The 26,711-nt window shown below is 54.2% G+C and carries 25 protein-coding genes; 11 read left to right on the top strand and 14 right to left on the bottom strand.

Annotated features, from left to right (window positions below; translation table 11 throughout):
* Positions 1–21: 21 nt before the first annotated feature.
* A complete protein-coding gene (locus BN3277_RS10745; RefSeq protein WP_148501034.1) occupies positions 22–789 on the top strand; it encodes a hypothetical protein in 768 nt (255 codons plus the stop codon).
* Between the two features lie 105 nt (positions 790–894).
* On the opposite strand, the gene BN3277_RS10740 is transcribed toward BN3277_RS10745, so the two are convergent.
* The 3 genes from BN3277_RS10740 to BN3277_RS10730 all read right to left on the bottom strand — a co-directional run bounded on the left by BN3277_RS10740 (position 895) and on the right by BN3277_RS10730 (position 4,312).
* Complete coding sequence (locus tag BN3277_RS10740; RefSeq protein WP_059042444.1) at positions 895–1,272, bottom strand: RidA family protein; 378 nt, start codon at positions 1,270–1,272, stop codon at positions 895–897.
* A gap of 67 nt (positions 1,273–1,339) precedes the next feature.
* The gene (locus tag BN3277_RS10735; RefSeq protein WP_059042442.1) at positions 1,340–2,764 is read right to left on the bottom strand and encodes a sensor histidine kinase; all 1,425 of its coding nucleotides are present in this window, start codon (positions 2,762–2,764) and stop codon (positions 1,340–1,342) included.
* A gap of 42 nt (positions 2,765–2,806) precedes the next feature.
* Positions 2,807–4,312, bottom strand: a complete 1,506-nt coding sequence (locus BN3277_RS10730) for an HD-GYP domain-containing protein (RefSeq protein WP_059042441.1) — start codon at positions 4,310–4,312, stop codon at positions 2,807–2,809.
* A gap of 515 nt (positions 4,313–4,827) precedes the next feature.
* Here BN3277_RS10730 and BN3277_RS10725 point away from each other — a divergent pair.
* From BN3277_RS10725 to BN3277_RS10710, 4 genes are all read left to right on the top strand, one after another.
* Complete coding sequence (locus BN3277_RS10725; protein ID WP_059042439.1) at positions 4,828–5,742, top strand: FMN-binding protein; 915 nt, start codon at positions 4,828–4,830, stop codon at positions 5,740–5,742.
* Between the two features lie 41 nt (positions 5,743–5,783).
* A complete protein-coding gene (locus tag BN3277_RS10720) occupies positions 5,784–7,661 on the top strand; it encodes an NAD(P)/FAD-dependent oxidoreductase (RefSeq protein WP_059042437.1) in 1,878 nt (625 codons plus the stop codon).
* Positions 7,662–7,797: 136 nt separating this feature from the next.
* Complete coding sequence (locus BN3277_RS10715) at positions 7,798–8,250, top strand: hypothetical protein (RefSeq protein ID WP_059042435.1); 453 nt, start codon at positions 7,798–7,800, stop codon at positions 8,248–8,250.
* 95 nt (positions 8,251–8,345) lie between these two features.
* Entirely contained in the window at positions 8,346–9,326 is a 981-nt protein-coding gene (locus BN3277_RS10710) for a polyprenyl synthetase family protein (RefSeq protein WP_059042433.1), read from the top strand.
* Between the two features lie 74 nt (positions 9,327–9,400).
* On the opposite strand, the gene BN3277_RS10705 is transcribed toward BN3277_RS10710, so the two are convergent.
* Entirely contained in the window at positions 9,401–10,666 is a 1,266-nt protein-coding gene (locus tag BN3277_RS10705) for an MDR family MFS transporter (RefSeq protein WP_059042431.1), read from the bottom strand.
* Positions 10,667–10,975: 309 nt separating this feature from the next.
* On the opposite strand from BN3277_RS10705, the gene BN3277_RS10700 reads away from it, so the two are divergent.
* Positions 10,976–11,746, top strand: coding sequence for a hypothetical protein (locus BN3277_RS10700; RefSeq protein WP_059042430.1), 771 nt, complete (start codon positions 10,976–10,978; stop codon positions 11,744–11,746).
* Positions 11,747–11,800: 54 nt separating this feature from the next.
* Here BN3277_RS10700 and BN3277_RS10695 read toward each other — a convergent pair whose 3' ends face one another.
* From BN3277_RS10695 to BN3277_RS10650, 9 genes are all read right to left on the bottom strand, one after another.
* Positions 11,801–12,676 (bottom strand): UbiA-like polyprenyltransferase, encoded by an 876-nt coding sequence (locus BN3277_RS10695; RefSeq protein ID WP_059042427.1) that lies wholly within the window; start codon positions 12,674–12,676, stop codon positions 11,801–11,803.
* 543 nt (positions 12,677–13,219) lie between these two features.
* Entirely contained in the window at positions 13,220–14,452 is a 1,233-nt protein-coding gene (locus BN3277_RS10685) for an aspartate aminotransferase family protein (RefSeq protein WP_059042424.1), read from the bottom strand.
* Between the two features lie 23 nt (positions 14,453–14,475).
* Positions 14,476–16,563 (bottom strand): peptidase U32 family protein, encoded by a 2,088-nt coding sequence (locus BN3277_RS10680; RefSeq protein ID WP_059042422.1) that lies wholly within the window; start codon positions 16,561–16,563, stop codon positions 14,476–14,478.
* 358 nt (positions 16,564–16,921) lie between these two features.
* Positions 16,922–17,722: an energy-coupling factor transporter transmembrane component T family protein gene (locus tag BN3277_RS10675; RefSeq protein WP_059042420.1), complete on the bottom strand. Its 801-nt coding sequence runs from the start codon at positions 17,720–17,722 to the stop codon at positions 16,922–16,924.
* Positions 17,712–18,029 (bottom strand): energy-coupling factor ABC transporter ATP-binding protein, encoded by a 318-nt coding sequence (locus BN3277_RS10670; RefSeq protein ID WP_232436384.1) that lies wholly within the window; start codon positions 18,027–18,029, stop codon positions 17,712–17,714. Before BN3277_RS10670 ends, BN3277_RS10675 begins: the two co-directional genes overlap by 11 nt.
* Before the next feature lie 164 nt (positions 18,030–18,193).
* Positions 18,194–19,033, bottom strand: coding sequence for an energy-coupling factor transporter ATPase (locus BN3277_RS10665; protein WP_059042418.1), 840 nt, complete (start codon positions 19,031–19,033; stop codon positions 18,194–18,196).
* Complete coding sequence (locus BN3277_RS10660; RefSeq protein WP_059042416.1) at positions 19,033–19,854, bottom strand: ATP-binding cassette domain-containing protein; 822 nt, start codon at positions 19,852–19,854, stop codon at positions 19,033–19,035. The genes BN3277_RS10665 and BN3277_RS10660 overlap by 1 nt, the downstream gene beginning before the upstream one ends.
* Positions 19,855–19,900: 46 nt before the next feature.
* On the bottom strand, positions 19,901–20,455 hold the full coding sequence (locus tag BN3277_RS10655; RefSeq protein ID WP_089153339.1) for a Gx transporter family protein: 555 nt from the start codon (positions 20,453–20,455) through the stop codon (positions 19,901–19,903).
* Positions 20,439–20,825: a NusG domain II-containing protein gene (locus BN3277_RS10650; RefSeq protein WP_059042412.1), complete on the bottom strand. Its 387-nt coding sequence runs from the start codon at positions 20,823–20,825 to the stop codon at positions 20,439–20,441. The genes BN3277_RS10655 and BN3277_RS10650 overlap by 17 nt, the downstream gene beginning before the upstream one ends.
* 536 nt (positions 20,826–21,361) lie before the next feature.
* On the opposite strand from BN3277_RS10650, the gene BN3277_RS10645 reads away from it, so the two are divergent.
* The 5 genes from BN3277_RS10645 (at position 21,362) to BN3277_RS10625 (ending at position 26,141) form a co-directional block, all read left to right on the top strand.
* Positions 21,362–21,520: a hypothetical protein gene (locus tag BN3277_RS10645; protein ID WP_055106627.1), complete on the top strand. Its 159-nt coding sequence runs from the start codon at positions 21,362–21,364 to the stop codon at positions 21,518–21,520.
* 147 nt (positions 21,521–21,667) lie between these two features.
* Complete coding sequence (locus tag BN3277_RS10640) at positions 21,668–22,519, top strand: manganese catalase (RefSeq protein WP_059042410.1); 852 nt, start codon at positions 21,668–21,670, stop codon at positions 22,517–22,519.
* Positions 22,520–22,634: 115 nt separating this feature from the next.
* Positions 22,635–23,984: a spore germination protein gene (locus BN3277_RS10635; protein WP_059042408.1), complete on the top strand. Its 1,350-nt coding sequence runs from the start codon at positions 22,635–22,637 to the stop codon at positions 23,982–23,984.
* Positions 23,977–25,056 carry a GerAB/ArcD/ProY family transporter gene (locus BN3277_RS10630; RefSeq protein ID WP_059042406.1) on the top strand — a complete coding sequence of 360 codons (1,080 nt, stop codon included), beginning with the start codon at positions 23,977–23,979 and terminating at the stop codon, positions 25,054–25,056. The genes BN3277_RS10635 and BN3277_RS10630 overlap by 8 nt, the downstream gene beginning before the upstream one ends.
* Positions 25,053–26,141 carry a Ger(x)C family spore germination protein gene (locus BN3277_RS10625; protein ID WP_059042404.1) on the top strand — a complete coding sequence of 363 codons (1,089 nt, stop codon included), beginning with the start codon at positions 25,053–25,055 and terminating at the stop codon, positions 26,139–26,141. Before BN3277_RS10630 ends, BN3277_RS10625 begins: the two co-directional genes overlap by 4 nt.
* 67 nt (positions 26,142–26,208) lie before the next feature.
* On the opposite strand, the gene BN3277_RS10620 is transcribed toward BN3277_RS10625, so the two are convergent.
* A complete protein-coding gene (locus tag BN3277_RS10620; RefSeq protein WP_059042402.1) occupies positions 26,209–26,628 on the bottom strand; it encodes a hypothetical protein in 420 nt (139 codons plus the stop codon).
* Between the last annotated feature and the right edge of the window lie 83 nt (positions 26,629–26,711).

Genomic DNA, 26,711 nt, shown 5'->3' with positions numbered 1-26,711 from the left:
ATCGAAGGAGGGAGGTTCCCCGTGATGCCCAGCAAGGCCGGATATTGGTGCAATCTCGCCTCGTTTGCGGCGCTGATGGCGGCAAACCTGGCTACAACCGCGCTTCCGTTTGGCGTTCGCCGAACCGGCGAGCTCCGGGACGGTTTGCATGCGCTCCTCACGCCGGCGGGTTATACCTTCTCGATCTGGCTGCTTATCTACGGTTTGTTGACCGGCTGGGTCCTTTATCCGCTCCTGCGACCGGCCCGGGAGCCGTTTTCAGTTCCGCCCATGCCGGTTCGATTTCTGCTGACTTGCCTGCTGTCCATCGTCCGGGTGATGCTGGGCGATCATTATCCCCTGCTTAACCTGGTGATATTGCTCTTACTCGTGATCGTGGCCGCCTCTATGTACCGCAGTACCCGGCAGATCCTCCGCCCGGCTGCTGCGGAAGTCTGGTTCGTGCGCCTGCCGTTTAGCTTGTATTTCGGGTGGATCTCCGTCACCGCGTTGGCCAGCATCGATACCTGGGTAGTCCAGACCCGCCTTCTCGAGGGCCGCCTCTCCGGAGGCCCATGGCAGATCGGGCTCACGCTCCTGCTTCTCGCCGTCGGGCTCGCCGGCGCGTGCCTGGTTAGCTTCCGATGGCGGGACGCCATCGTTCCGCTCACGTTTGCCTGGGGGTATGGCGCCATTGCGGCTGAAACCCAGCTGCACCGCACCGTGGGCTTCGTTTCCGGCGCCGGGGCCTTGGCGTTGATCGTTTACGCGCTCTGGATCTGCTTTATACGTTCCTATGAACGGGATTAGCCTCCCTGAACCTGGGACCGGAGGCTGCCGTTTTTCACAAAAAAAGCCGCCGAAAGGCTTTCGCCCCCAGCAGCTTTCCGGCTCAACAAACAACCCTGAGCCATGTTATTTGACCGCGACAACCTCGATTTCGACCAACCCGTCCTTCGGCAGGCGAGCCACTTCAACGGCGCTGCGCGCAGGATATGGCTCGGCAAAAAACGAACCGTACACTTCGTTCACCTTAGCAAAATCATTCATGTCCTTAAGAAATACGGTTGTCTTGATCACCTTGTCCAATCCGCTCCCGGCGGCAGCCAGCACGGCCTGAACATTCCGCAAAGCTTGAGCAGCCTGGGCTTCAACCCCATCCGCCAGCTGTCCGGTTTCCGGCACCAGCCCCAACTGGCCTGAGGTAAAGATCAAATCCCCCAGCTGAATCCCCTGAGAATAAGGACCGATGGCCCCCGGCGCGGCTGTCGTGGAAATCACATGCTTCTCCATTATCTGTCATCCCATCCTTTCTTCTCCCCATTGTAACGATAATCCGTCCATCACGGCAACATGGACCCTACGAACTCATCACTTCATGATGAGCCCGGGCCGGTTTTAACGGTATATAGAAGGAAAACGCGCTGCCTTGACCTTCCTTACTGCTCATGCGGATATAACCGCCGAGCAATCGGGCCAGGTTGCTGCTGATCGACAGCCCCAGACCCGTCCCTCCGTACCGCCGGCTGATGGAACCGTCCGCCTGTTGAAACGCCTCAAATACGGCCAACTGCTTGTCCTCGGCAACACCGATGCCGGTATCCGATACGGTGAACACGAGCCATTCCCCTTCAGGCGTATCGTTCGCCGGAGCTCGGCGGATGTCCAGCTCTACACTTCCCTCATGTGTAAATTTAAACGCATTGGACAGCAGATTCCGCAGGATTTGGACAATCCGCTGCGGATCGGAAATGATCGATTCGGGTAAGCCTGTCTCCAGTCGGGTATGAAATTCAATCTTTTTCTGGGCGGCGATCCGCTCGAATTGCATTTGCATCCAGACGGGCAGCTCCGCCAGCACCACTTCTTCGTTTGTGATCTCCAGCCGCCCCGCCTCAACCTTGGACAAATCCAGGATATCGTTAATGATCTGCAGCAGCTCTTGTCCGGATTTATGGATAATGCGGCCATACCCCGAGATCTCTTCCCCCGCCTCCTCCGACTCGCTGATCATCTCCGCAAAATTAATGATGCTGTTCAGCGGCGTCCGCAGCTCGTGCGACATCGTGGCCAAGAACTCCGATTTATAACTGGACGCCTGAGCCAGCTGCTTGGCCCGATCCTCCAACCCGATCTTGGCTTTGTGCAGCTCATCGGTCTGTTTGCGCAGCAGCTCATTGGCGTATTTTAGCTCCAGGTTTTGCCTTGCCCCAAGCTGAAAGTCCCGCAGGATCAGCGCAAATACCAGACTGAGCATAAGGCTCATCGGCAGGGCGACCGGCATAATTTGCGATAAATAAAACTTCGCTGGTGTAACGCCAAAGATGGCGATATTTATGCAGTTCATCACATTCACGACAAGAATCGTAACCAAGCCTTTGACTGCAAAGCGATGATGGGTCCGTTGCATCCAATAATTCAGCCCGGCGCAAACGAATCCAAGCAGCGTCAGATTCAGCAAACCCACCAGAGCCGCTGCGCTGATGCCAAACGTGAGCCGCGCCAGGCCAATCCCGAACCCGATCACAACCATCGTCAACGGACTGGAATACACAAAAGCCGCTATCATCAGCGGCACCAGACGCAGGTCAAACAAAACGTCGTCTTTGAGCCGGAACCCAAACCTCATGCAGACCCAGCCCGATAAGATCATCAGCAGAACGGACAGGACGTGCAGCGTCTTCTGCGACATTTTCCTCAACCCGTATTTATATAGGATATTGGCCAAATAGGCCACCGTGATCAACAGGCTTAGATTTAACACAAAGGTATTACTTATCCCCATATCCCCACTCCTGATTGCCAAATCGGCTGGTCTTTCGCAATTTTAGCCGGATTCTTTGCTTTGGTTCCCCCGCCGATAATACTGCACGAACAATTCGGCAAAATACGGGTCCCACTGGGTTCCGCGGCCTTGCTCCAGAATTTCGATCGCTTGATCACGCTCCAAGCCTTTGCGGTAAGGCCGGTCGGAGGTCATCGCGTCAAAGGCGTCCGCCACGGCGATAATCCGTCCAAACAGCGGGATCTCTTCCCCGGACAAGCCGTCCGGATAGCCCCCGCCATCGTACCGTTCATGATGGGAGCGAACCCCCGGCAAATAAGGGGCCATCGCATCCGCAGGTTCCACTTGCTTTAAAATAGCTTCGCCAAGCGCAGGATGCTGCTTCACCTGCTCCCATTCCTCTTCGGTCAAGCGGCCTTCTTTCAGCAGAACCGCATCGCGGATCCCGATTTTGCCGATATCGTGGAGCAGCGCCGACTTGCGCAGCTCATCAAGGCGCTCTTCGGACAAACGGGCCATCTCCCCGATTTTGACCGCGTATTCCGCAACCCGCAGCGAATGGCCGGCCGTATATGGATCGCGGGCATCCAGCGCCGCCGCTAATGTGCCGAAATAGCTGTCCACCAATTGGCTGTTTCGCGAGGCCTGTGTTTGCAGCCCCCGCAGCATATGATTAAAGCCCGTAACCAGACGGGAAAACTCGTCGGAAAACAAATCGCTGGCCCCGGTCCGAATGCTTCCGGTCTTCACCTCGGCCATCCGTTCGTACAAATGCTGAATCGGCAGCATGATTTCGCGCGCCAGCAGCCGGGAACCGATAATCGCAAAGACGATGCTCACGGCTAAAATATATCCGGCCCATTGCCAATAAGCATAAGCGCCATGGCCAAGCTCTTCGAAGCGAAACTGCATCGATAAGCTGTACAGCAGCAACGGGGCCATGCTCATTAATGCAAAGCTCCATTTTAACTTTCGAGATACAGGGACGATAACCCTTCCGTGAAGCGATAATTCTTTGCCAAACATCTTGCGGCTCCATGCGATAAGCTCCTCCAGAACCGGCCTAATCGCATAGGAGGTTAAGTAATATTCAACTAAGGCGTGCATACCGCTAACTAAGATGCCGCCTAAGGTGGCAAGCAGCACGTAGTAAGGCGGAATCGACAGGTGGCCGGATTGAATGAGCCACAGCGTTAAGCCCGCTCCCGGTACCACCAGGCCAAACAAATGAGGCCCGAGGATGCGCTTGACCGCGAGCGAGGGTAAACGATGCGTACGTATGTATACATTCTGAAGCGTTTGGTAGCTGCCGATCTCCTCCATAAATACGCTGTGGATCGGCTTCATTTGCCGGGCAAATACAAACCATTCCAGTCCCAGCATACAGCATATTGAAATGCTCAGGATGCCGATCAACCAAGCGTATTCCGAGGGAGATATATTCAAAGGCGCGGCTGTAATAAGACTCGCGATCGCGACGACCGCAAGCAAGGAGCCTGCTGCATAATTAAGTAAAAGGCGCGAAATAAACGTCCTATACACCGTCAAAAAGGATGCCTTCTTTCCGTCTCGCGATATTTTCGGGCAGCGCCCGCTTCTAACTATATCGGCATTTGTCATGACTATTTTCACAAGCCGTTTGGAACTTTTTGTTTATAAGCCCTCTTTACGGATGTCCACGGGGTGGATCACCTTAAAAAACCGGGAGTTTTCACCTATGCAGCTAGGTAATTAGTCGGGTTTCAACAACAGATTCACAAATCTCTATTAAGTCCCCATCTTAAAAATAAATATTTTAAATATTAGGCAATCGCTTACAAACGCTCAAACCCTTGCGTGGCGCAGATTCCGACGGTTTAGGGAGTTGTTTTATGTCACACCTCATGTGATTTATTTCACATTAACACCTATTCTTATATGCTAAAATTCCATCGAACAAAGGTTTTGGGACTCCTGAACCCCTCATAAAATCAGCCCTTTTCAAGCTTTTCCCCGCCTGATTGTCGTTATTAAAATGTCTTCACATTTTAATATATATATTTCATTCACTGGAGGTCTCTATCATGAAAAAAGCTTCAATTATCCTTAGCAGTGCCCTGCTGCTCGGTGTATTGGCCGGCTGCGGGTCGAACAACGACGCGAACAGCGCAAACAAAACAGAGCCGGCAAACAACGCGGCTGCCACCAACACCAATGCAACAAACGCAGGCAGCAATGATGCATCTGCAGAGCAAGGCAAATATCAAGACGGCGTGTATTATGCCCAAGGTGAAGTGGATGCGGATTCCGGCTGGCAATCCTACGTCACCCTGACAGTCGCCGGTGGCAAAATCACGGAAGCCAAATGGAACGCGCTGAGCGAGAAAGCTCCTGTCGATAAAGTGACTTACTCCAAAGAAGGCAAATACGGCATGAAAGCCGGCGGCGCCTCTTCCGAATGGCATGAGCAAGCCGAGAAGGTTGAGCAATTCCTGATCGAGAAACAAGATCCAAAAGCTATTACCCTGAATGACGAAGGCAAAACCGACGCGATTGCCGGTGTTTCTGTCCATGTAAGTGAATTCTTTAACTTGGCCGATCAAGCGCTGACCGCAGGTCCAGTTGCAGCGGGTCCTTACAAAGACGGCACCTACCATGTCGAAGGCGCTGCATTCGACGAGCATTCGGGCTGGAAAGATACGGTTGATGTCGTCGTTGCGGCAGGCAAGATCGTTAAAGTTAACTTTAGCGGCGTAAACGACAAAGGGGAAGACAAAAAACAATATTCGATCGATGGCAAATACGGCATGAAAGCGGCTGGCTCGCAAGGCGAATGGCATGAAGAAGCAGCGAAAGCCGAAGCTTACCTGGTTGAGAAGCAAGATCCGGCAGCCGTAACGTTTAACGAAGAAGGCAAAACCGATGCCATCGCCGGTGCAACCATCACGCTGCAACCGCATTTCGAACTTGTTACCAAGGCTCTTGAACAAGCGAAATAAACGCATATTCCCACCCACCCTAAAATGAGAAGGTGAACCACTTGAAGAAAATCGTAGTTTTGGGCGGCGGTTATGGCGGTGTTGTTACTTCCAAGCATCTGGCCAAACTGTTCAAAAAAGATAAAGACGTGGAGATCCAGCTGATTGACCGGAACCCCTACCATACGCTGCTGACGGAATTGCACGAAGTTGCAGCCAATCGGGCACCGGAAGATTCGGTCAAAATCGAACTGAAGAAGATTTTTGCCGGACAAAAAGTCGACGTGGTTCTGGATTCCATCGATAACATTGATTTTAACGCCAAAGAACTTCGTTCCGAGCAAACGACTTATCAATACGACTACCTTGTAATCGGTACCGGTTGTAAACCAACGTTCTTTGGGATTCCCGGTGCCGAGGAGCATGCGCTGACGCTGTGGTCCTATGAAGACGCCGTACGCTTGAAAGAGCAAGTACGCAACAAGTTCAGCGAGGCAGCGAAGGTTCGCAATGCCGCCAAACGCCGCAAGATGCTGTCCTTCGTTGTCGTAGGCGCCGGCTTCACGGGCGTGGAACTGGTTGGCGAATTGGCCGAGTTCCGCGACGAGCTGTGCAAAGAGTTCTTTATCGATCCGAGCGAGGTCCGTCTGGTCGTAGCCGATATGGCTCCGAAAATCCTGCCGATCCTGCCGGATAAATTGATCGAAAAAGCAGCGAAACGGCTGCACAAGATGAACGTAGAAATCATTACGAGCGCCAAGATCACCGGCGTAACGCCAACCAGCGTACAGCTCGGCGAAGGTAAAGAGCTGGAAGCCGACACGATCGTGTGGACGGCCGGGGTCGAAGGCTCCGAGCTCGTTGGCAAGCTCGACGTGAAGCAGGAAGGCCGCAAACGGATCGTCACGAACGATAAGCTGCAAAGCATCGATCACGAGGACGTTTATATCGTCGGCGACAACATCTTCTTCATTCCGGAAGGCGAGACCCGTCCGGTGCCGCAGATGGTTGAAAATGCCGAGCAAGCCGGTCCGCTCATCGCGCACAACATCTATGCGGACGTTCACGGTAAACCGAAGAAGTCTTATAAACCCGGCTTCCACGGCACGATGGTATGTATCGGCAGCCGCTACGGCGTAGCGAATGTAGGTCTTCCGAACAAAATGTTTATGCTGAGCGGCTTCATGGCAATGTTCAGCAAGCACTTGATCAATATGTACTATTTGTTCACCGTGGCTGGCTTTGCCAAAGTATGGACTTATATGATGCACGAATTCTTCCACGTGAACAATCGCAGAAGCTTCGTTGGCGGTCATTTTGCGAAGCGGTCGCCGAACTTCTGGCTCCTGCCGCTGCGGCTTTTCGTAGGCTACAAATGGCTGGAAGAAGGCATCGACAAGCTTCCGAAGGTTTGGAAGGATCCATCGAATATCTTCCTGATCCCGGCTTCTCCCAAAGCGGATGTCATTTCGGCAGCCAGTGAAGCAGCCGGTGAGGTCACCAAAACCGTAGATGCCCAAGCGGCAGCTTCGGCCGTGGAAAGCGCCTCAACGGCAGTCACTGCCTTGCCGGTGCCTGGATTTATTAAATCGATCGTTGGCTGGTTTATGGATGTGTTCTTCTACACTTCGGACGGCGGTTACACCGCACTAGCTACCGTATTCCAGTTCTTTATGGTCTTTGCGGAAATCGCGCTTGGCGTCATGATCATCGTAGGTCTCTTCACCGCCATCGCCTCGGCAGCGACCGTTGCGTTGGGCGTCATGATCTGGTCTTCCAGCATGGCATCGACCGAAATGCTGTGGTATATGACCGCAGGCGTTGCCCTGATCGGTGGATCGGGCAGCACGTTTGGCCTGGATTACTACGTCCTTCCTTGGCTCAAGAAACAATGGAAACGAATCCCTCTGGTACGAAGATGGTATCTCTATACCGAATAAACAGCTCTTATGAAACCTTGAACCGGAGTAATGTGCGCCTGGCGCACATTACTCTCCTTTTTCTCCTTTGCCGAAATCGGTGTCAGGGTCCCTGCAAGACGGCTTTTTGAACTACCTCTGTGAGGAGTGTGCCCTAATGAAATTCCAACTCATTCAAGACGCTTATCGCTTATTGCAGGGCGAATTATCGCCCGAGGCCGGCATTCAGATCGATTTACCTTATGAAGAAGCAACCCCGCTGGCAGACCTGCTGCTGCAATATGACATGACGCCGGCACGCCAGCGTCAACGGTTATCCATTTACATCGCAATCAAGCTCGCTATGCAGCGCCACAGCGAATGCAGCTCCCTTGCCCCCGGCGAGGCGCTGACCCGCAAAGTGCTGGACGGCGACTACCTATACAGTTTTTACGTTGAGCTTTGCTTGAAATGGGAAGAATTCGATTTGCTTGTGCATCTGGCTCCTATTATTAAGCAGTTGCAAATCAAACGCGTGGAGGGACGCTCCGAGGACGAGCGCTTGCTCAAAGCTTGGGAACTGTTCCTGCAGCTGGAGAATAACCGCAGTACCGCTACCAAGGCGATGTGAAGCTCGAAGGGCGCGAAGCTCCCTGATGGAGGATTCGCAACCGGCTAAACCTAAGCATCCATCAAACCGCTAATCCATACTCCGGAGGGATCGCCATGAAGCTTGAGGAAACGTTAAACATCTCATTGAAAACGGTCGATCGGGAAATTGAGAACATGGTGAAATACGACCGTGACGTCCCCCGTTCTTCCCAGTTGGCGAAGAGCATCGTGGAGCTGATTCGTTCGGGCGGCAAGCGGGTTCGTCCCCTGATGGTTATCGTAGGCAGCCGCTTTGGCCCCGATCCCGACCCGAAGAAGGTATGGCGCCTTGCTGCGGCTGCGGAATTTATTCACGCCGCCTCCCTGATCCATGACGATATCATCGATGATTCGCCAATGCGCCGTGGTCAGAAAGCCATGCACATCAAGCTGGGCGTCAGCGGTGCGCTGCATGTCGGCAACTATATGTCCGCCCGAGTGATTGAGCTGATCTCCGTTTACTCCGCGGAACGGGAGAAATTCGTTTACGACCTCTCCTCTATGGCGACCACCAAGTTATGTTTAGGCGAATACCAGCAGCTCTCCCATCTGTTTGATTACGACGTGACGATTCCGGAATACCTGGAGAAGTCAAAGAATAAAACCGCCCAGCTGATGGCGACCTGCTTGCAAATCGGCGCAAAAGCCGCCGGCGCTGACACGGAAACGGCGGGGCTGTTGTACAACTTCGGCGAGAAGCTGGGCATGTCGTTCCAGATCCGCGACGACGTGCTGGACTTCACGCAATCGGCGGAGAAGCTGGGTAAGCCGGCCGGCAGCGATCTGCGCAGCGGCCAGGTGACGCTCCCCGTCCTCTATGCCCTGCAGGATAAGGGGCTGGCGCCATCGATCCGGGCGATTACGGCAGACAGCCCTGCCGAAGAAGTAGACGCCGTTGTTGCGGCGATCCAAGCCAGCGGCGCATTGGAGCAAACCGAAGCGTTAAGCTGCCGCTATCTCAGCGAAGCGCAGGACATTATCGACCAGTTGACCCATTACCCCGCTCACCGCGATCTGCAGGCGTTGCTGGATTATTTTAGCGGGCGGGAGAAGTAGCGTCGATGTCCAAAGCGCGAACCCAAGGATCTTCCTATCCTTGGGTTCGCGTTTTTTTGCGTTTTATTAAGTAACTAAGAATTCTCCGAAGAAGGGGTTTCCGGCTCCGGGGCCATACGGTAGAGCTGAAGGTAGAATCCAACGCTGACAAAGGCAAAGACCAAGATTACTGTAAATACGCCCATAGGGGGCAGCCAGGCCGACAGGGTGACGGTGATGGGCGCCAGCATTCGGCCGAAGGTGTATTGCAGGTTGTCCGCCCCCATATATTGCCCTCTTGCCTGCTCCGGCGCATAACGGCTAATAAAGCTCTGCGTAACGGGCATCCGGATCATTTCCCCTAATGTATACAAAATGGTCACCGCAAACAGATACCAGAGCTGCGGATTCAACCCAACCGCAAAGGTGCCTCCTCCGGATAACAGCGCGGACATCACAAAGATATCGCGTTCCTTCCAATGCCGCAGCCATTTCGTGATCGGGAGGACAAACAGGACAAACAAGAGCCCGTTAAAGCCGAGAATCCAACCGTAGACCTCTTTTCCCGACAACGTCAAGGCACCCCTGCCCCATTGAAACAAGGCCTGAGCTGGTACCTCATTGGATAAATAGACCGCCAGATATAAATCCAACTGCATGATCGGTACGAGGGCAAAAACCCCTGCCAGTAGATAGACGAAAAACACCCGATCGCGGAGGATGACGCCGTAGCCCTTCCACTGCTCATGGAAGAACCGGGGAAGCGATACAGGCTTGGCCGGCTCTTCACCCAAGGCCGCGAACGGCTTCGTCTCTCGAATCACGAAATAGATGGCGATAAAGTATAGTAGCAGAATTCCCGCACAGGTCCATAACAGCTCCTGCCGATACCGGAAAAAGAATACGGCTCCCAAAGCGGGTCCAAGTACCGCCCCCAAGTTGTTCGCCGTCGTAAACGTCGCAAAGACCTGCCTCCGATGTTCGGCAGGAACCAGATCGGCCACCATCGCGGAGCTCGCTGGCCGGTATGCCGCACCTCCCAGACCGATGCCGATGTAAGCAAGGTACTCGATCAGGTGAGAGGACGATACCGCAAACAGGACAAACATCAGCGCTTGAATCAAGGCACCGGCCAGCATCACCGGGCGGCGTCCGATCCGGTCCGCTAGCGCACCGCCCACCAGATTGCCAACCATACTAAACAGCGGAGGCAAGGCCATTAAGAGACCGGCTGTGCGATTCCCCAGCGCGGTTCCGAAATAGACGGCAATAAACGGAAAGTACATCCAGAACAGCAGGTTAAAAAGCGCTTCTCCCACTAGTCTGATTTTCAAATTGGCATCCCAGATACGTAACTGCACTTGCTCCTCCTAAAATTTGTGAACGTATACCCGGCCGGGTACCCCCACTATAAGGGATTGCCCTGGAAAAATATAGACTTATCTTCGCGGCTGTTTTATACTAATATTATGAAAATCGAATAAGGGCCGCCTTCTATGCGATGTGCCACAATTCGAACATACGTTCTCGAACCAATAAATCCCTTGCCGACTTGATCTGCGAAGGGATTTTTGTTTTTACCGTTAATGTAGGTTCATTTTTTCACATGATATTCCGATAAGTGGATTAGAAGATGAATATTGGATTCCGCGTTGAGAAGGAGGTTACTTATGCGAATTACGGGGATGAATGGACAGTTTACAAGACCTGCTGCTACGAATCAGGTAGCTGACCTGTTGAACAAACGGGTTCAACAAAGCCATCTGGGGGATGAGCAGGATCTTCGGCTTAAGAAAATGACCTTGGCTAAGCTGGATCAAGCCGATCCAAAGGGCAGCGGACGAAGCGAAGCCGTGATCACTGCCGGGGGTTCTATTTCTCCATTAAATCAAGCCCTATCCACCTACACGAATTTGCTGGATGGACTTGAGCCTGTTGAGAAATATTTAGCTGTGCTGGAGAAACGGGAGCTTGCTTTACAAGAAGCCCAAGCAAACTCACAGACAACCCAAGAAGACCTGGAAGCCCTAGAGCAAGGCATCTCCCTCGTCAAATCACGCATCCAAGATCAGGTCAACTTGATGACGGATTTTTACGGCAAGTTTTATATGGGGGTAAGCCGCCTGAATCAGCAGTCCCCTCTGCTGCCGCCAGGATTTGAGGGGCTGTCCGCCCAAGGTCTCGGTTTGGCCGACTTGGCCGGAAAAAGCTCCGCGGAGATCAGCGATTTGTACCATCACACCGTAACTGCGTTATCGGACTATAAGGCACAGCTTTCAGAAAAAGCCGGGATCGTTAACGAGCCCCGTCAAACCCCAGTGGATCGAACTTCCCAAGCATGGCAGGATGAAATCGAGGAACTGGATCGCTCCCTTCAGCCTTTTCAAGTCATCGGGAAGATGGAAGTTGACTACTCCCAATCCATCGATATTCGATTATAAGAAGCAACCCCCCTCACGTCTCAGTAGGACGCGAGGGGGTTTTTGAGTAAAGTGCTATTTCAGCAGAAAGTAATCGCCAAGGGTAAAGAACAGGATCATCATGCTGATCACTTGGTTCAAATTATAAGATGCCACGTTCATGATTTTGCGGTTCGACGGTTTGATCATTTTATGCTCCGTCATCAGCAGCAGGATGGCCAAGATGATTCCCGTGATATACAGCCAGCTTAGATGGCGGATCGGAATCAAGGCCATCAGCAGCAGCACCATGATCGTGTGCAGGCCAGCGGCGATCCGCAGGCCGTTCTTGAGTCCAAATGCACTGGGGATCGACCAGAGGCCGTGGTTGCGATCAAATTCGATGTCCTGCGAGCCATAGATGATGTCAAACCCGGCGATCCATAGCATCACGATCGTACCAAGGATAAACGGCGTAAACGCAAACTGGCCGGTGACGGCGAACCAGGCCCCAATCGGGGCCGAGGCGATCGTAAAGCCCAAGTACAAGTGGCTAAGGTACGTAAATCGCTTGGTATAGGAATAGGATGAGATCAGGAAGATGGCGACCGGCGACAGGATCAGGCACAGCGTATTTAACATACCTGCGGCGAAAATAAAGATCGCATAGTTGACCGCCACGAACACCAGCACCTCCTTCGACTCCAACAGCTTCCTCGGCAGGTGACGATGGGCGGTGCGCGGGTTTTGTGCATCAAAGACGCGGTCGACCACGCGGTTAAACGCGTTGGCCCCGTTGCGCGCGCCGATGAGGGCGATCAGCCCCCACAGCATCACACGCCATGACGGGAATCCCTCCGCCGCCCAAATCATCGAGATGATGGCGAAAGGCAGCGAAAACAACGTATGCGAAAACATCACCAATTCGCTGTACAACCGGATTTTGGTTCCGATTTTACGGGCTACTTCCATGGGATGGTCACTCTCCTTCAAAAACAATTTGCGTGAAGCCACGGCGCCCTTGGGGAGCTTCACGGGCTTATGGAGCTTGCGGGCTTCCGGAGCTTCAGGAGCTTATGGAGCTTGCGGGCTTCCGGAGCTTCAGGAGCTTCTGGAGCTTTCGGGCTTTCGGAGCTTCAGGAGCTTCTGGAGCTTTCGGGCTTCCAGAGCTTCAGGAGCTTCCGGAACTTTCGAGACCATCGGGGCTTCAGGGCCTTTAGGTCTCTCAAGATCTCGAAGGGCTGTAGGCCCTCCAAGTCCTTCCGCGCCGCCACCCACCAAATAGCGGTAAAAAGTACCGCTATTTCCCGGAAAACCGCCGATTTGGCCGAAATAGCGGTATTATTTACCCCTATTTCGTGATCCAAGGCGGTTTTCGCCGGTATTGACGGTAAATAAGGGTACTTTTTACCGCTATTCGGGCGACCGCAGCTCCGATGCAGGGAAATAGCGGTAAGATTTACCGCTATTCAGGCTGGGGAGCTTGCGGCGATTACGCCGTGGCTGGGCTGGCGTTTACACCAGCTCCGCCAGCACGGCCTCGAGCGCGTCCAGCATGCCGCGCACGTCGTCCTCGGCGATGACCAGCGGCGGCTGGAAGGCTAGAACGTTGCGGTTCACGCCGTTCTTGCCGATGATGTAGCCGCGGTCGAGCATCGCCTCCAGCACGTCGTCGACGAGCTTCGCGCCGCGCGCGGGCTCCTCGGCGCAGAGCTCTGCGCCGAGCATCAGCCCCGCGCCGCCGCGCAGCAGCTCGCCGAGGCGCTCGGCCCGGTCCGGCAGCCGATGCGCCTCGATGTAGTCCAAGACCGCGAGCGCGGTCACGGACGAAACCGGGTTGCCGCCGAACGTGGAGGCGGATGGCCGGTTCAGGCTGGCGGCGATCACGTCGGTGGTGGCGAAGCCCGCCACCGGGATGCCGCTGCCGAGCGCTTTGGCCATCGTCAGGATGTCCGGCGTGACGCCGTACCGGTCCATGGCGAACATCCGGCCCGTCCGGCCAAACCCGGTCTGAATCTCATCGGCGATGAGCAGCACCCCGTGCTGCTCCAGGAGCCGCTTCACTTCAGCGAAATACCAGTCCGCCGGCGCGATGATGCCGGCGTTGCCCTGGATCGGCTCGGCGATCATCGCGGCGAAGGTATCGCCCTTCTCCGCCAGCGCCGCCGCCAGCGCCGCGATGGAGCGGCGTGCCGCCTCATCGGCGCTAAGCCCCCGCTCGTACGGCCGGGGGATAAACGTGACGTCCGTGTCGTGGGCCAGCTGTGGATCGGTCCGCCACATCTGAAGCCCGGTCACGCTCATCGTCAGATAGGTCCGGCCGTGCAGCCCTTGCTCCAGCGCCAGGAAGCCCCGCCGCCCCGTATGCATGCGGGCGAGCAGCAACGCGCCTTCATTCGCCTCCGAGCCGCTGTTGACAAAGAACGTTCGGCGCAGTTCGCCCGGCAGCACGCCGGACAGCCGCTCCGCCAAATCCACATTCGGCTGCGTCAAATAGATCGTACTCGTATGCTGCAGCATCCGCAGCTGCTCGGCCGTCCGCTCGGCGATTTCCGGGTTGCAGTGGCCGCTCGCCACCACCGACACGCCGGCAAAAAAGTCGGTATACCGCTTGCCGTCATGCCCGTAGACATACTGCATTTCCCCTTTTACCAGCTGCGGCGGATTCCGATAAAAATAACTGGTGCAAGGATAAAAATACTGCTCGCGCTTCTTCAACACTTCTTCCGGTCCGATATAGCTCTGCATATCCCTTCGCTCCCTTTCCGCCGTTAGGCTTGACTTGCTGCGACTTCCGCCTGCGCCTGCGCGTGCAACTCCGCCGCGGCCTGCTCGGTCTCCTTGGCCGTTTCGCTGTTGTTACCGTCGGCCGTCGAAGTCTCCGCCCCGGCGCCTGCGGCCCCGCTGGCACTACCGCCATCAAACTGCAGCGCACCCAGCGTGTATCCGGCATATACCGGCGTCATCCGGCCAAATAGCTCCCCAGCTGCATCCGGCTTCGCCAACGCTGCCTTATAGGCGCGCACGATCTCAGCCAACTGCTCCGGCTTGTAGGTCGCACCTTCGATGCGGAACACGGACAAGCCGGCTTCCAGCAGCTCTTTGACGACCGGCATCAGGCACAATTCCTTGGCCATCATCAAATGATTGCGGCCATGCACATCCCGGTAGACCGGGTTTTCGCCTTTATCCGTTTTCAGCACCAAAATGCTGTTGTCAACATAATGATTGTCTTCCTCGGCGATCGCCTGGTACACCTCGGCATTGTCGTACAGGTCATGCTCCATGTACATGATCGCCGGCGAACCGTGAACGATTGCTTCCAGCGGACCCGGCGCATGGGCCAGCAGCCCGGCGAGATCCTTCAGCGGCAGCTCCATCGAGGCCGTTAAGCGGCGAACGCCTAGCCCACGGTAAAAATCCGCCGACAGCGGGTTATACACGTTCAAATTGAGATCGCCCACCAGCGGATACCCTTTGCCCGCAAACTTGCGGATGGCCCCCAAATTGGTTACCATCAGGCCGTCGATCGGCAGCCGCTCGCTGAACAGCAGTCCTTCGTAGAGCTCAAAATGCTGCTCCGTCATCATCCGCGGCAAGCCGAGATACAGCTTGGCGTTGCCTTTCAGCGCCGCCAGCTCTTTGATCTCCTCCTTTGTAAACGGCCGATCCGGCTCGAACACGTCGCCCGACAGATAGAGATGATCGGCTCCCGCTTCCAGAGCGGCTTTGGCCTGCGCCATATTATTGACATGCACGGAAACGCCTACCGAAGTTTCATTCTTCCGTGCCGCTTTCTTCTCTTCCCCAACGGCCGCAAGCGCCTGACGAATGACTTCCACGCGCTTCTCTCCGAGTTCCCGCTCCTCCGTTGGCGTGCTGAACACTTTGCCTGTGCTGTAAAACTTGCCCGTCCCTTCATACCGCCGGTTGATGTTGGACAATCCCGGTCGGCCAAACGCGTACCCGGTGGAGAAATCACGCTTGCGGTTTTCATAGAGCAGCTTCGTATCCCGGCTGCGCTCAAAGCCCACCGGATCGTTGATATAACGATCGATGGCGTCGCCGTACGCCTTGACGAGCATTACTACAAACGCGGCATCCCGCATGCGGCCTTCGATCTTAAAGGAGGTAATGCCCCCGTGGATCAGCTCCGGAATATGCTCGTACATGAACATATCTTTGACGGCCAGCGGGTATTCCGCCGGATAGACGTTGCCGTCTTTTTTCACGCGGTAATCCCAGCGGCACGGCTTCAGACATTTGCCCCGGTTGCTGCTCATCCCAAACACCATCGAGCTAAAATAACAGTTCGCCCCATGCACCGAGCACATATCCCCATGCACGAAGTACTCCAGCTCCATGCCGGTCGCCTGTTGCAGATAGCGGGTCGTCATCAAATCCATCTCGCGCGACGTGACGACACGGGTCACTCCCATCTCCTGCAAAGCGCGAACCATCTCCACGTTATGCACGTTCATCATGACGGAGGAATGGACATTAAGCTTCAACCCCATGTCCCGGATCAACGCCAACACGGCGAAATCCTGGACGATAATCGCATCCGGACCCGCCGATTCCAAAAATCGCAAATACGCCCGCGCCTCATCCAACTCGCCTTCATTGAGCAGATTGTTGACGGTAATGTAGACTTTTTTGCCGAGGCCATGCGCGATCTTTACCGCCTCTGTAATTTCCTCCAAACTAAAGTTGAAGCCTTTGCGCATCAAACGCATATTTAAGCTAGGTCCCCCGAAATAGACCGCGTCGCAATTCTCCTCAATCACTTGTTTGAAAATTTCAAATGTTCCTGTGGGCGCAAGCAGCTCGACTTCTTTCCCATTAAAAAAACGTGCCACAGTCGTTTCCCCCTCACATGATTAAATGGCCAGTCAACCAACCAAACGATCAAACGATCAAACGATCAACCCAGCAACCCTATCCCATCTAACTCTGTCTACTTCCTTTACTCGCGGAGAATCTTGCATTTTGTACAACATTTTCACAGCTATCCTAGTGGGTTGAGCGAAAATGTTGTAAAAACTGCAACATTTCGGTGGCTTCCTGCGCGTTTCAAGCAAGAATGTTGTAGAAACTACAACATTTCAGCGCCACCCCAACTGATTCCGCTACAAATGTTGTATGAAATACAACATTCTACCCGCTTTCCTTACTGGCCCACCCCGGTGCAGGGGAGGGCCAACCCACTCCCCCGCCTTAAATCAACCGGTACGCCACGGCCACCGCCGCGAGGAGTACATAGGATACCACGAACCAGGTGTCCCGGGCCGTCCAGGCCAGCAGGTGGTATTCCGAGCGCGGCGCGCCGATCGTATAGCCCCGGGACTCCATGGACAAAACCAGCTCCTCCGCCCGGCGGAAGGCGCTGACCGTGACCGGGACGAGCAGCGATACCAGCATGCGCCCCTTCTCCTTCCACGGCAGCTCCTTCAGGTCCGCGCCGCGGGCGGCCTGCGCTTTAAGGATCTTGTGCGTTTCATCCAGAATCGTGGGGATGAAGCGCAGCGCGATGCTCATCATCAGCGTCAGGCGTTCGGACGAGATGCCGACCCGCCGAAGCGGCTTTAACACACCGCTTAAGCCTTGGTTCAACAACCCCGGCGTTGTTGTAAACGTCAGGATCGCGGTAAACGACACCAACAGCCCCATGCGGAAGGCGGCGATCAACCCGCTGCTCACCCCTCCGCTGTACAGCGTCCAGGAGCCGATGCGCCAGAGCGCAGCCCCCGAGTCGACCGTCAAGCACTGAACGACGAAGATGAACACCATTAGCACCCACAGCGGTTTAGCTGCCTTCAGATAATATTTCAGCGGAATCTTGGTCGACAGCATGTAGCAGACCGAAAACGCAGCAGCCACAACCAAAGCGGGCCAAGAGCCTACTGCCACGATCGCGATCAGGTACAGCACCATCCCGGTCAGCTTGGCCCGAGGATCCACAGCGTGCACCCAGGAGCCGGTATCAATGCTGCGCCCAAACAGCAGCTTATTCCGCATGTCCACCGCCTCCTTTCCCAGAAGCGCCGGCTGGGATCGCGTCTTCCGCCCGGAGCGTCGCCGGCTGCCCCGCCAACAACCGTGCCAGCCGCTCGGCCAGCGCCTCCGCCGTCAAGCACGGCGGCTCGCCGGTCAAGCCGTACCGTGCCGCCGCCTGATTCCAGTAGCGGATACACGCTGGAATCGCCAGCCCTTCGGCCTCCAGTCGAGATGCCTCATTTACCAGCTCGGCAACGCTGCCTTGGAATGACTTGCGGCCATCCTTCATCACGATCCACTGCTCGGCGTACGGGAGGATCTCCTCCATCCGGTGCGTCACNCACCGTGCGGTACTAAAGAAGATCTATTTTTTTTTTGTAGTGATAGGCAGACCACCAAGACCTCCACTCTTCCCCTACACGCCTCTCTCCCGATCAAAAGGGGTGTGTGAAAAGGCGGGAGGGTTTGTTCCCTCCCTTTCTGGAAGGTTGGTTAAAGGAAACAGCCGAGCGCCTCCGCCGTCAAGCACGGCGGCTCGCCGGTCAAGCCGTACCGTGCCGCCGCCTGATTCCAGTAGCGGATACACGCTGGAATCGCCAGCCCTTCGGCCTCCAGTCGAGATGCCTCATTTACCAGCTCGGCAACGCTGCCTTGGAATGACTTGCGGCCATCCTTCATCACGATCCACTGCTCGGCGTACGGGAGGATCTCCTCCATCCGGTGCGTCACGACAATCACCGTCTTCCCCGCTTCGCGGTGCAGCCGCGACAGCATTCCCGCCAGCTCGGCCCGGCTTTGCGGATCCAGCGTTGCCGTTGGCTCGTCGAGAGCGATCACATCCGGCTCCATCGCCAGCACCGAGGCGATCGCCACTTTGCGCATCTGGCCCCCGCTCAGGTGGAACGGGTTGCGGCCGAGGAACGTATCGTCCAGCCCAACCTGCGCCAGCGCGCGGCTGGCTCGCTCCTTTGCTTCGCTTAAGGAACAGCCGAAGTTCAGCGGACCAAAGCAGAGATCCTTCTCCACCGTATCCTCGAACAGCTGCTGCTCCGGGAACTGGAAGACCAGCCCGACGCGGCGGCGCAGCTCGCGCATCGGCGGCATTTGGCCGCCGGCTTCCATCGTTACATCCAGGACGTGAACCTTGCCGCCCGTTGGCTTCAGAATGCCATTAAAATGCTGCATCAACGTCGATTTACCTGAACCGGAGGCACCGGCAATTCCGGCAAACACGCCGTCCGCCAGGTGCAGGTCAACCTCCTCCAGCGCACTATGGCGCCACAGGCTGCGTTCGTCATAGGCAAAGCTGACTTGCTCGAATTGAATGGCCATTAGAGATCCGCCTCCTCTTCGCCGTTCGGTCCCCATCCGGCAGGAAGCGGAACCCCCCGCCGCTTCAGCTCCTGCTGCAGCCGGATCCGGTACGGAGCGATCAACCGGCAATCGGCCAGCAGCACCTCGTCGCGGAATAGCTCCTCCGGCGTCAGATCGGCCGCCACCGTCCCTCCGCCCAGCACGATCGCCCGGTCCGAGGCCAGGATCTCGTCGGCATCATGCGTGATCGACACCATCGTGTAACGACCGGTACGCTTCATGTCCCGCAGGATCGCGAGCAGCTCGCCGCGAGCTTTCTCGTCCAGCATCGAAGAAGCCTCGTCAAAAATCACGATGCCCGGCTCCATCGCTAATATCGAAGCGACGGCCACCCGCTGTTTTTGCCCCCCCGACAGCTCGGCGGGATGTTTCTTCAGCAGATGGCCGATCTTGAGTTTATCCGCGTATTCCCGCACGCGGTTCACCATTACCTCCCGCGGCAGGTTGCGCCCCTCCAAGCCAAAGGCGATATCCTCTTCAACCGTGGCGCCGATAAATTGATTGTCCGGATTTTGAAACACCATCCCTATCCGCGGACGCAACTTCGTCACCGACTCTCGGTCCAACCGGGTTCCCTCCACGTCAATGGTCCCCCCGTTTACGGCCAGCAGCCCGCCGAGTAATTTAGCCAACGTTGATTTTCCGCAGCCGTTTGGCCCCACTAGCGATACCCAGCTGCCCGAAGGGATACCTAACGTGATCTCATGAAGTACGGGATGCGTCGGGTGATATGCAAAGGAAACCTCCCGAAGCTCGTAAGCCCATCCGGTTTCGCCCATTTCTCTCTACCCCCTCAGGAATGCGAAGTACGAAAGCTCCTCCAGCTTAAGCCGTTTCCGCCAAAAAGCCTTCAAATAAAGACAGCTTCGACAGCGACGGGATCATATATCTCACCGCAATCCCCACCGCAATTCCGGTCAGAACCCCCATAATCAACAGCATCGGCAAATAATAGAAGATCTTCGATGTATTGAAGTACAGCGCGGCTGCTGTCAGTTGCCCGATATTATGAGCAATCCCCCCAACGATGCTGATTCCGATCACACTAAGCCGCTTGCGGCCAACCAACAGCAGGAACCACATCGCGACAAAGCTGAACAACGCGCCCATAATACTGAACAGGAAACTGGAAAAGGTTCCGAAAATAAACGCGGTCAGCAGCGTTTTCAGCAGCACCATCATCAAGGCGTCGCGGGCCCGCAGGAAGTAGAGGCAGGTCAGCACCATAATATTGGCGAGCCCTAGCTTCGCCCCCGGCACGCTCATGTTCACCGGAATCACCGATTCCACCAGGCTGAGCACGACCGCTACCGCCGCAAAAATCGCCACGATTACCGTTCTTTTTAATATCAGATTGGACTGTTCATTTAACGAGTGCATCGACATCGTCTCCTCCCGAGGCCACTACTTCGACCATTAACTTATGTGGAAGGCATACAATCGTACCGCCGTTCCGATCGATAAATCCGAAGGTCAGGCACAATTTGTCCGGGCAGTCGGCGTCGATCATCTCAATGCCGTAATCATGCACCTTCAAAATGTTGTAGCCGTACTCCGTTTTGATGTCCACGGTCTGCTCCTCCCCGGTTAACTGCACCGTCTTGAACAGCTTCCCGTCAACCGTGATCCTCGCTACCCGGTTCTCATTGTTGTGATTGTTTTCACTTGAATCGCCAAGCCATCTCGGCACCAAGAATACCAACGCGATGGCAACGATTAGTCCGATCAACAGGATATCTCCGCGTTTCATGGCAAACTCCCTTATTTTTTGATTATATAAATCTTAGATGAACTCATTATACATGTTGCCTTCCCTCCTCCAGTGTGACATATGTCTCACCACATGATGATTTCCCGGGGTTTCACAAAATCATCACTTAAGGAGGAATTTTATGGATATGTATTGCATTTTTTAATAGTTTAAAGTATAATTAAAAATTAGTTGTTATGACCACGTTGCAGTTCCTCAAAAGATTATAACTCTCCTTATACCATTCCGGTATGAAATTCCTATTTGAATGACCCAATAAAAGTAAGAATTTTGACGATTTTCTGATTCACACTGGCGCGGTCATCGGAGCCGCAAGGACAAATGAGAGGTAGGGCTTTTGTTGTTTTAGAAACAGGCAGTATGTTGTAGTCGAAGCAGGGACACAGGCCGGTCTTCACGTGTACATGAAGACTTGGATAACAATACGAAGACGAAGCGGGCATTGGCGAATAGCCGGTGCCCGTTTTGCTTAGACTAACGTCGTCTTTCCAACCAAACCAAAGGGGTGTATGAAAATGCGCGAAGGTTTGATTCCTACCGTTCTTGGAGCTGTAGTATCCGCTTCGGCTGCATCACTGCTTGGAAGCAAGTATAAGCTTGCCGCTACCGGCGCGCTTGGATTCGGTTTAGCCCACATCGTGTTGGGTACGATCGACTTGATCGAGCACCGCTAGCTGTCCGTTTGGGAGATAGACAACCCGGGAGCATAAGCTTCCGGGGTATTTTTTTGCTGATCAGCTTGGTTCATTTTTAGGTCCAGGCAATTTGGCATAATCCGTTGAATACACATCTCTCATGACGAACTATACGGAGGGATGCGTTTGTTTTTCCATATTAAAGAGCTGCAATACCAAGCCAAACCGGAACGTCCGGATCCGGTCTACGCCCGAAAGCTGCAGGAAGCGCTTGGCGGTCAATTCGGGGAAATCACGGTAGCCATGCAATACCTGTTCCAAGGGTGGAACACGCGAGGAGACGGCAAATACCGAGATTTGCTGCTGGATACCGCCACTGAGGAGCTGGCCCATGTCGAAATGCTGGCCACCATGATCGCCCGCCTGCTCGACGACGCGCCGATGGAGACGCTGGAAGATGCCGCCAAAGATCCGGTAATCGCCGCCATTCTCGGGGGATCTAATCCCCAGCACGCGATCGTTACCGGGCTAGGCGCTGCACCGCAGGATAGCAACGGGTATCCCTGGAACTCACGATATACGATCGCCAGCGGGAATCTGCTCGCGGATTTCCGGGCCAATTTGAACGCAGAGTCTCAGGGTAGGCTCCAAGTGGCACGGCTCTACGAGATGACAAACGACCGAGGCGTGAAGGATATGCTGTCCTGGCTGCTCGCCCGGGATACGATGCATCAAAACCAATGGATCGCGGCGATTAAAGAGCTCGAGGCCAAAGAGGGCGGCGTTGTCGTCCCCACCACCTTCCCGAAAGAACGGGAGAAACAGGAAGTCTCTCATGTACTCTTCAACTTCTCTCGGGGTGAGGCCAGTGCAACCGGTCCTTGGGCACATGGACCAAGTCCTGACGGCGCCACTTTCCATTACGTCGCCCAGCCTCAGCCGCATGCCCCCGCTCCCCACCTGCCGCCGGCACCGCCCCGCGTTTATAACACGCCGCCGCAAGTGATGAAAAGCCAGCCCAATCTACCGCCGATGTAAAAAGAACACCGTCAAGCGCTCCGATGAGCTTGGCGGTGTTTTTCGTATAAACATACATATTCCCCTCACTTCCAACAAATAATGGGGTTAATCCATAGAGAAAGAGGATTGTCCTATGAAGCTTCCGGATCAAATTCGCAAGCGATTTGAGCATGACGACGATTTTTTTATCGAAGAGCATATTTTGGCCGGACGGCCTGTCCGGATTATGGGGTTTAAATCGCTGATCGATCTGCCAAAAACGTGGGCGAATCTGCAATCCCGCGTCCGTGAGGCAAACTGGGAGATCGCTCCGGTCACGGATCGGGATCCGGCCTTATTTGTGCTCAGCAAGCTGGGGCAGGCGATCTCTGAGCCCGATGAGGTGCGTCTGTTTGCCGCGTTATCCAGCGGACACCTGATCATTTACTATGAGGACCCCGAAACTTATTTAGATGTCGTTCCGATCCCGGTGACCTTAACTCGCAGCATTGAGCAGCCTTTAAACGAAAATGTGCTGCAGGGTTCAGCCAGCGCGTTTAATGATGATCTCATTACCAATATCGGCCTGTTGAAAAGGGAGCTAAACACCACATCCTTACGCACCCAATCTTACCTCACCGGCAATACCTCCCCCCGTAAACTGGCCTTATTGTATTTGGAGGACCAGGTTGAGCCTAACCTGCTCCAAGAGGTCTCAGAGCGTCTGGAAGCTAGAAAGAGCTGGGATCTCTACAGCCTTCAGCGACTCAGCAAAGCGCTGGGCTTCCAGCCCTGGAGCGTAGTCCCAAAATTCTACACCACCGAGCTTCCGATGGAGGCCGCCCATGCCCTGCGCCAGGGTCGAATTGTTCTCTTCCTGGATCGTTTTCCATTCGCCCTAATTCTTCCCGCACTGATTGGCGATTTGTTTATGATGGAGAACGATCGAAATTATCCGATCCTGTTTATGTATTTGATTCGGGGGTTGCGCGTCGCCGGCATCATGATCAACCTGATCATGCCCGGCCTTTACGTCGCACTAGTTTCCGTGAATCCGGAGGTGCTCCGCATCGAGCTTGCGCTCAGCATTGCGGAGAGTCGTACCGGTGTGCCGTACCCCGCTTTCGTAGAGACGCTGCTGTTGTTGATCGTACTCGAGCTCATTATCGTCGCCAGCGTCCGGCTGCCCAAAAGCATTGGCCCAACACTAACCGTTGTAGGGGGGATTATCCTGGGACAAGCGGTCGTTGAAGCTCGGCTGGTCAGCAGCCTGCTCATCATTATTTTGGCGGCGACCACCATCGCCAGTTCGGCGGTTGTTGGATTCCAAAATTCACTGCCGATTCGCCTGTTCAAATACCTTACGCTGATCTTGGCTTCTCTTTATGGCGTTTTTGGCGTGATGTCCGGGTTGGTCATCATCTGTGCTTATTTGTCCAGCCTAACAACCTACGGTATCCCCTTCTTATACTTCATTAAACCAAAGGATGATTCCAATGGATAAAAGCCACCAGGTTGTGTCCGTACATCTCCTAATCCATATCGGGCTGATTTTCTTTATCTTCCCAACGAATATCATCGATAGCACGAGAGCCGCCCACTGGATTCCCATCCTGTTGGGCTTCCTGGTGCATTGGGTTCTGATTTCCGTGTACACGAAAGGGTTGAGCCGCTTTGAGGGGGAGAATCTGATCGATATTTATTTGCGTTATGGTAAGCCCGTTGCCGTGATCTTCTTGTTGCCGTTGTTCGTTTACATGTTTATGGTGACCTCTGTGACGATTCGGGCCTATGCGGAAACGATCTCCCTTGTCTTTCTATCCAATACCCCCTTATGGGCGGTCATGCTGCTCACTTTGTCTATTTCGGCATTCCTCACCTCCCTGGGCGTGCAGGTCATCTTTCGGACTAGTGTATTGATGGCCTTTATCTTTATTCCACTCATCACCTTTGTCCTGTGCATGGCTTTTCAGAATGTAGATTGGCATTACATCTTCCCTTTGTGGAGCAACGATTTTTCATTCCTTACGGACCCCGATTACCTGGAAAGCTCTTTTGCTTTTTTCGGCGGGTTTATGTATCTCGGATTCATTTCGACCAAAGTCCGGTATAACCGAAAAAAAGTCATATGGGGAAGTCTGGCCCTATTCCCGTTTTTTTTGATCGCCGTTTATATTCCGGTGCTAACCTTTGGGGAGGACACCGCTTCCAAGTACCATTTTCCCTTTATCGTTGCGGTGGATACCATTGACATTACCTGGCTGATGTTTGACCGCATCACGATATTTTTCCTGCTCTGTACCGTCACGTTCGTCATGCTGTTTACGGCCTTGACATCTTGGGTGATTACCGAGATCTTGAGACGCTGTATCCCCAAAACCTTCCGGACATCCTACATCGTCATCGGGCTCACCTTGCTTACCTTCCTCGCAGGCATCAACATTCCCGATTGGCGGGATGTCGATTTCTTATTTGGAGTGAATGCTTGGGTACGACTCTATATTTACCTTACAATTCCCTCTTCGGTCTATATTCTGGGAAGGGTTTCCCGGCGGAAGGCGGCGGCTGCCCCATGAGAACCCGTCTTCTTCTACTGAAAATGACGCTGGCGGCCTGCTGCCTCTTGGCCCTAAGCGGATGCTGGGATAACCGAGACATCAATCACCGTTCTTTGCCCGTCATCATGGGGATCTCCCGGGTCGATTCCAAATACAAGGTGTTTCTTATGATCCCGAAATCCAGCCAGGACGGGACCCAATCGATGCTGGTGATGCGAACGGGACAAACGATTACCGAGATCGTCGATGAGATTAGCTCGAATATGGAGACCCGCGTTGATCTGCTGCATCTGAAAGTCATTGTTTTTGAGCGAAAATATGCCGAAGAAGGGCTAACGGACAGTATTTCCAGCTTCATGCGTTCCCGCGAAATTTCAGCGAAATCGATGGTTGCCATATGTGATGAGGATTTAGAAGGATTCTTCCATCATCTGCAGGACACGTCGGAATCCGAACAAATGGTGTTGTACAACTTCTTCGAGAAAAATGCCGGTTGGAGCCCTTCGGTCGCGGTCACGCGAACTTGGCAAATTTTTCGCAGCATTCATTCGTATACCCGGGACGTTGCAATCCCGATCATTAAGTCGGGAACCAGCACGGTTATCGAAAATGTCGGTGCCGCCATCATCCGGCATGGCAAGATGGTCGGACAGATTACAGAAGATGAAACCCTGCTGTTAAACGCGTTTGGTGAACAAAGCGCGCACGGCAAGATCGAAGTCTTGAACCACGCCAGCGTATTGATTGTCAGCAACTCCATGAATCACCACGTCTCGATGAAAGATGGGATTCCTCATATGCGCAGCCAGATCAACTTGAAAGTGTCTATCCTGGAAACGAGAGGCGACCCTTCCGTGGATATGATCAAAGACGAGCTGGACACTCTACTAACCCAGCGTTTCAACAGAATGTTCAAGAACATTCAACAGCACGAGGCCGACATTCTGGGGGTTGGTCAGTATTTCCGTACCAGGATCCCGCGGGATAAGTTGGCCCATTGGCGTACAAATTACCTTCCTCGGATGGAGATGGACTTGGACGTGAACACAACAATTCAAAACGAAGGGAATCTGAAAACCGTCAAGAATGAATCCATGAATTAAGCAAAATCATCCCCTCCGGCTTCGCCGTGAGGGGATGATCTTATCGAGAAGGAATCAAACTTCCCAATTATCCGCCAATGGCCATCGCTGTGAAGACAACCGGTCCTACAACTCTAGCCGTGCTGTTATTATCCTGATTTTCTACGATCAATTGATAGTTTTGCACGCCAAGCGGGGCATGTTCTACAAAATGCACACTGATGAGGCCCCAGTCGTTGAAGGCATCCTCCAGCTCTACCAACCCATAGAAAATTTCGGTGCCTGCTCTCCAGATCCGTACCAGGATATTGGGCGTATCCGTCAGCGCTTCAACGCCGATCGTTGCCTTCAACTCCACACGGTTCGTCAAGGATGCCGGATCAGCCGGATCAAGGAAAACGGAAACCGCCGCAATTTGCACGCCCCCAACGACCGGAATCGGAATGTTGACCCCGTTCGTCACCGGTGTGACCACCGTCGAGTTGTAATCCAAAAGCGTTTTTGCCATACCATCTTCTCCCCTTTACTAAGGTATGTTCTATTCTATGTCAGGGAGATTTGAGATTCCTAGATGATTGCATCGGTAGAATT

The organism is Paenibacillus rubinfantis, assembly GCF_001486505.1.
Taxonomy (GTDB): domain Bacteria; phylum Bacillota; class Bacilli; order Paenibacillales; family Paenibacillaceae; genus Fontibacillus; species Fontibacillus rubinfantis.
The sequence above is the reverse complement of the archived record's forward strand: the minus strand, read 5'-3'. Positions and strand labels throughout refer to the sequence as shown.

What these genes read in the sequence shown, in the direction of transcription:
- BN3277_RS10735 (WP_059042442.1), bottom strand. Translation starts at nt 2,764, where the DNA reads ATGGGGATAAGTAATACCTTTGTGTTAAATCTAAGCCTGTTGATCACG.
- BN3277_RS10620 (WP_059042402.1), bottom strand. Translation starts at nt 26,628, where the DNA reads ATGGCAAAAACGCTTTTGGATTACAACTCGACGGTGGTCACACCGGTG.
- BN3277_RS10625 (WP_059042404.1), top strand. Translation starts at nt 25,053, where the DNA reads ATGAGAACCCGTCTTCTTCTACTGAAAATGACGCTGGCGGCCTGCTGC.
- BN3277_RS10710 (WP_059042433.1), top strand. Translation starts at nt 8,346, where the DNA reads ATGAAGCTTGAGGAAACGTTAAACATCTCATTGAAAACGGTCGATCGG.
- BN3277_RS10665 (WP_059042418.1), bottom strand. Translation starts at nt 19,033, where the DNA reads ATGGCCATTCAATTCGAGCAAGTCAGCTTTGCCTATGACGAACGCAGC.
- BN3277_RS10715 (WP_059042435.1), top strand. Translation starts at nt 7,798, where the DNA reads ATGAAATTCCAACTCATTCAAGACGCTTATCGCTTATTGCAGGGCGAA.
- BN3277_RS10725 (WP_059042439.1), top strand. Translation starts at nt 4,828, where the DNA reads ATGAAAAAAGCTTCAATTATCCTTAGCAGTGCCCTGCTGCTCGGTGTA.
- BN3277_RS10670 (WP_232436384.1), bottom strand. Translation starts at nt 18,029, where the DNA reads ATGGAGGAGATCCTCCCGTACGCCGAGCAGTGGATCGTGATGAAGGAT.
- BN3277_RS10645 (WP_055106627.1), top strand. Translation starts at nt 21,362, where the DNA reads ATGCGCGAAGGTTTGATTCCTACCGTTCTTGGAGCTGTAGTATCCGCT.
- BN3277_RS10685 (WP_059042424.1), bottom strand. Translation starts at nt 14,452, where the DNA reads ATGCAGAGCTATATCGGACCGGAAGAAGTGTTGAAGAAGCGCGAGCAG.
- BN3277_RS10635 (WP_059042408.1), top strand. Translation starts at nt 22,635, where the DNA reads ATGAAGCTTCCGGATCAAATTCGCAAGCGATTTGAGCATGACGACGAT.
- BN3277_RS10660 (WP_059042416.1), bottom strand. Translation starts at nt 19,854, where the DNA reads ATGGGCGAAACCGGATGGGCTTACGAGCTTCGGGAGGTTTCCTTTGCA.
- BN3277_RS10700 (WP_059042430.1), top strand. Translation starts at nt 10,976, where the DNA reads ATGCGAATTACGGGGATGAATGGACAGTTTACAAGACCTGCTGCTACG.
- BN3277_RS10740 (WP_059042444.1), bottom strand. Translation starts at nt 1,272, where the DNA reads ATGGAGAAGCATGTGATTTCCACGACAGCCGCGCCGGGGGCCATCGGT.
- BN3277_RS10655 (WP_089153339.1), bottom strand. Translation starts at nt 20,455, where the DNA reads ATGCACTCGTTAAATGAACAGTCCAATCTGATATTAAAAAGAACGGTA.
- BN3277_RS10675 (WP_059042420.1), bottom strand. Translation starts at nt 17,722, where the DNA reads ATGCGGAATAAGCTGCTGTTTGGGCGCAGCATTGATACCGGCTCCTGG.
- BN3277_RS10695 (WP_059042427.1), bottom strand. Translation starts at nt 12,676, where the DNA reads ATGGAAGTAGCCCGTAAAATCGGAACCAAAATCCGGTTGTACAGCGAA.
- BN3277_RS10650 (WP_059042412.1), bottom strand. Translation starts at nt 20,825, where the DNA reads ATGAAACGCGGAGATATCCTGTTGATCGGACTAATCGTTGCCATCGCG.
- BN3277_RS10630 (WP_059042406.1), top strand. Translation starts at nt 23,977, where the DNA reads ATGGATAAAAGCCACCAGGTTGTGTCCGTACATCTCCTAATCCATATC.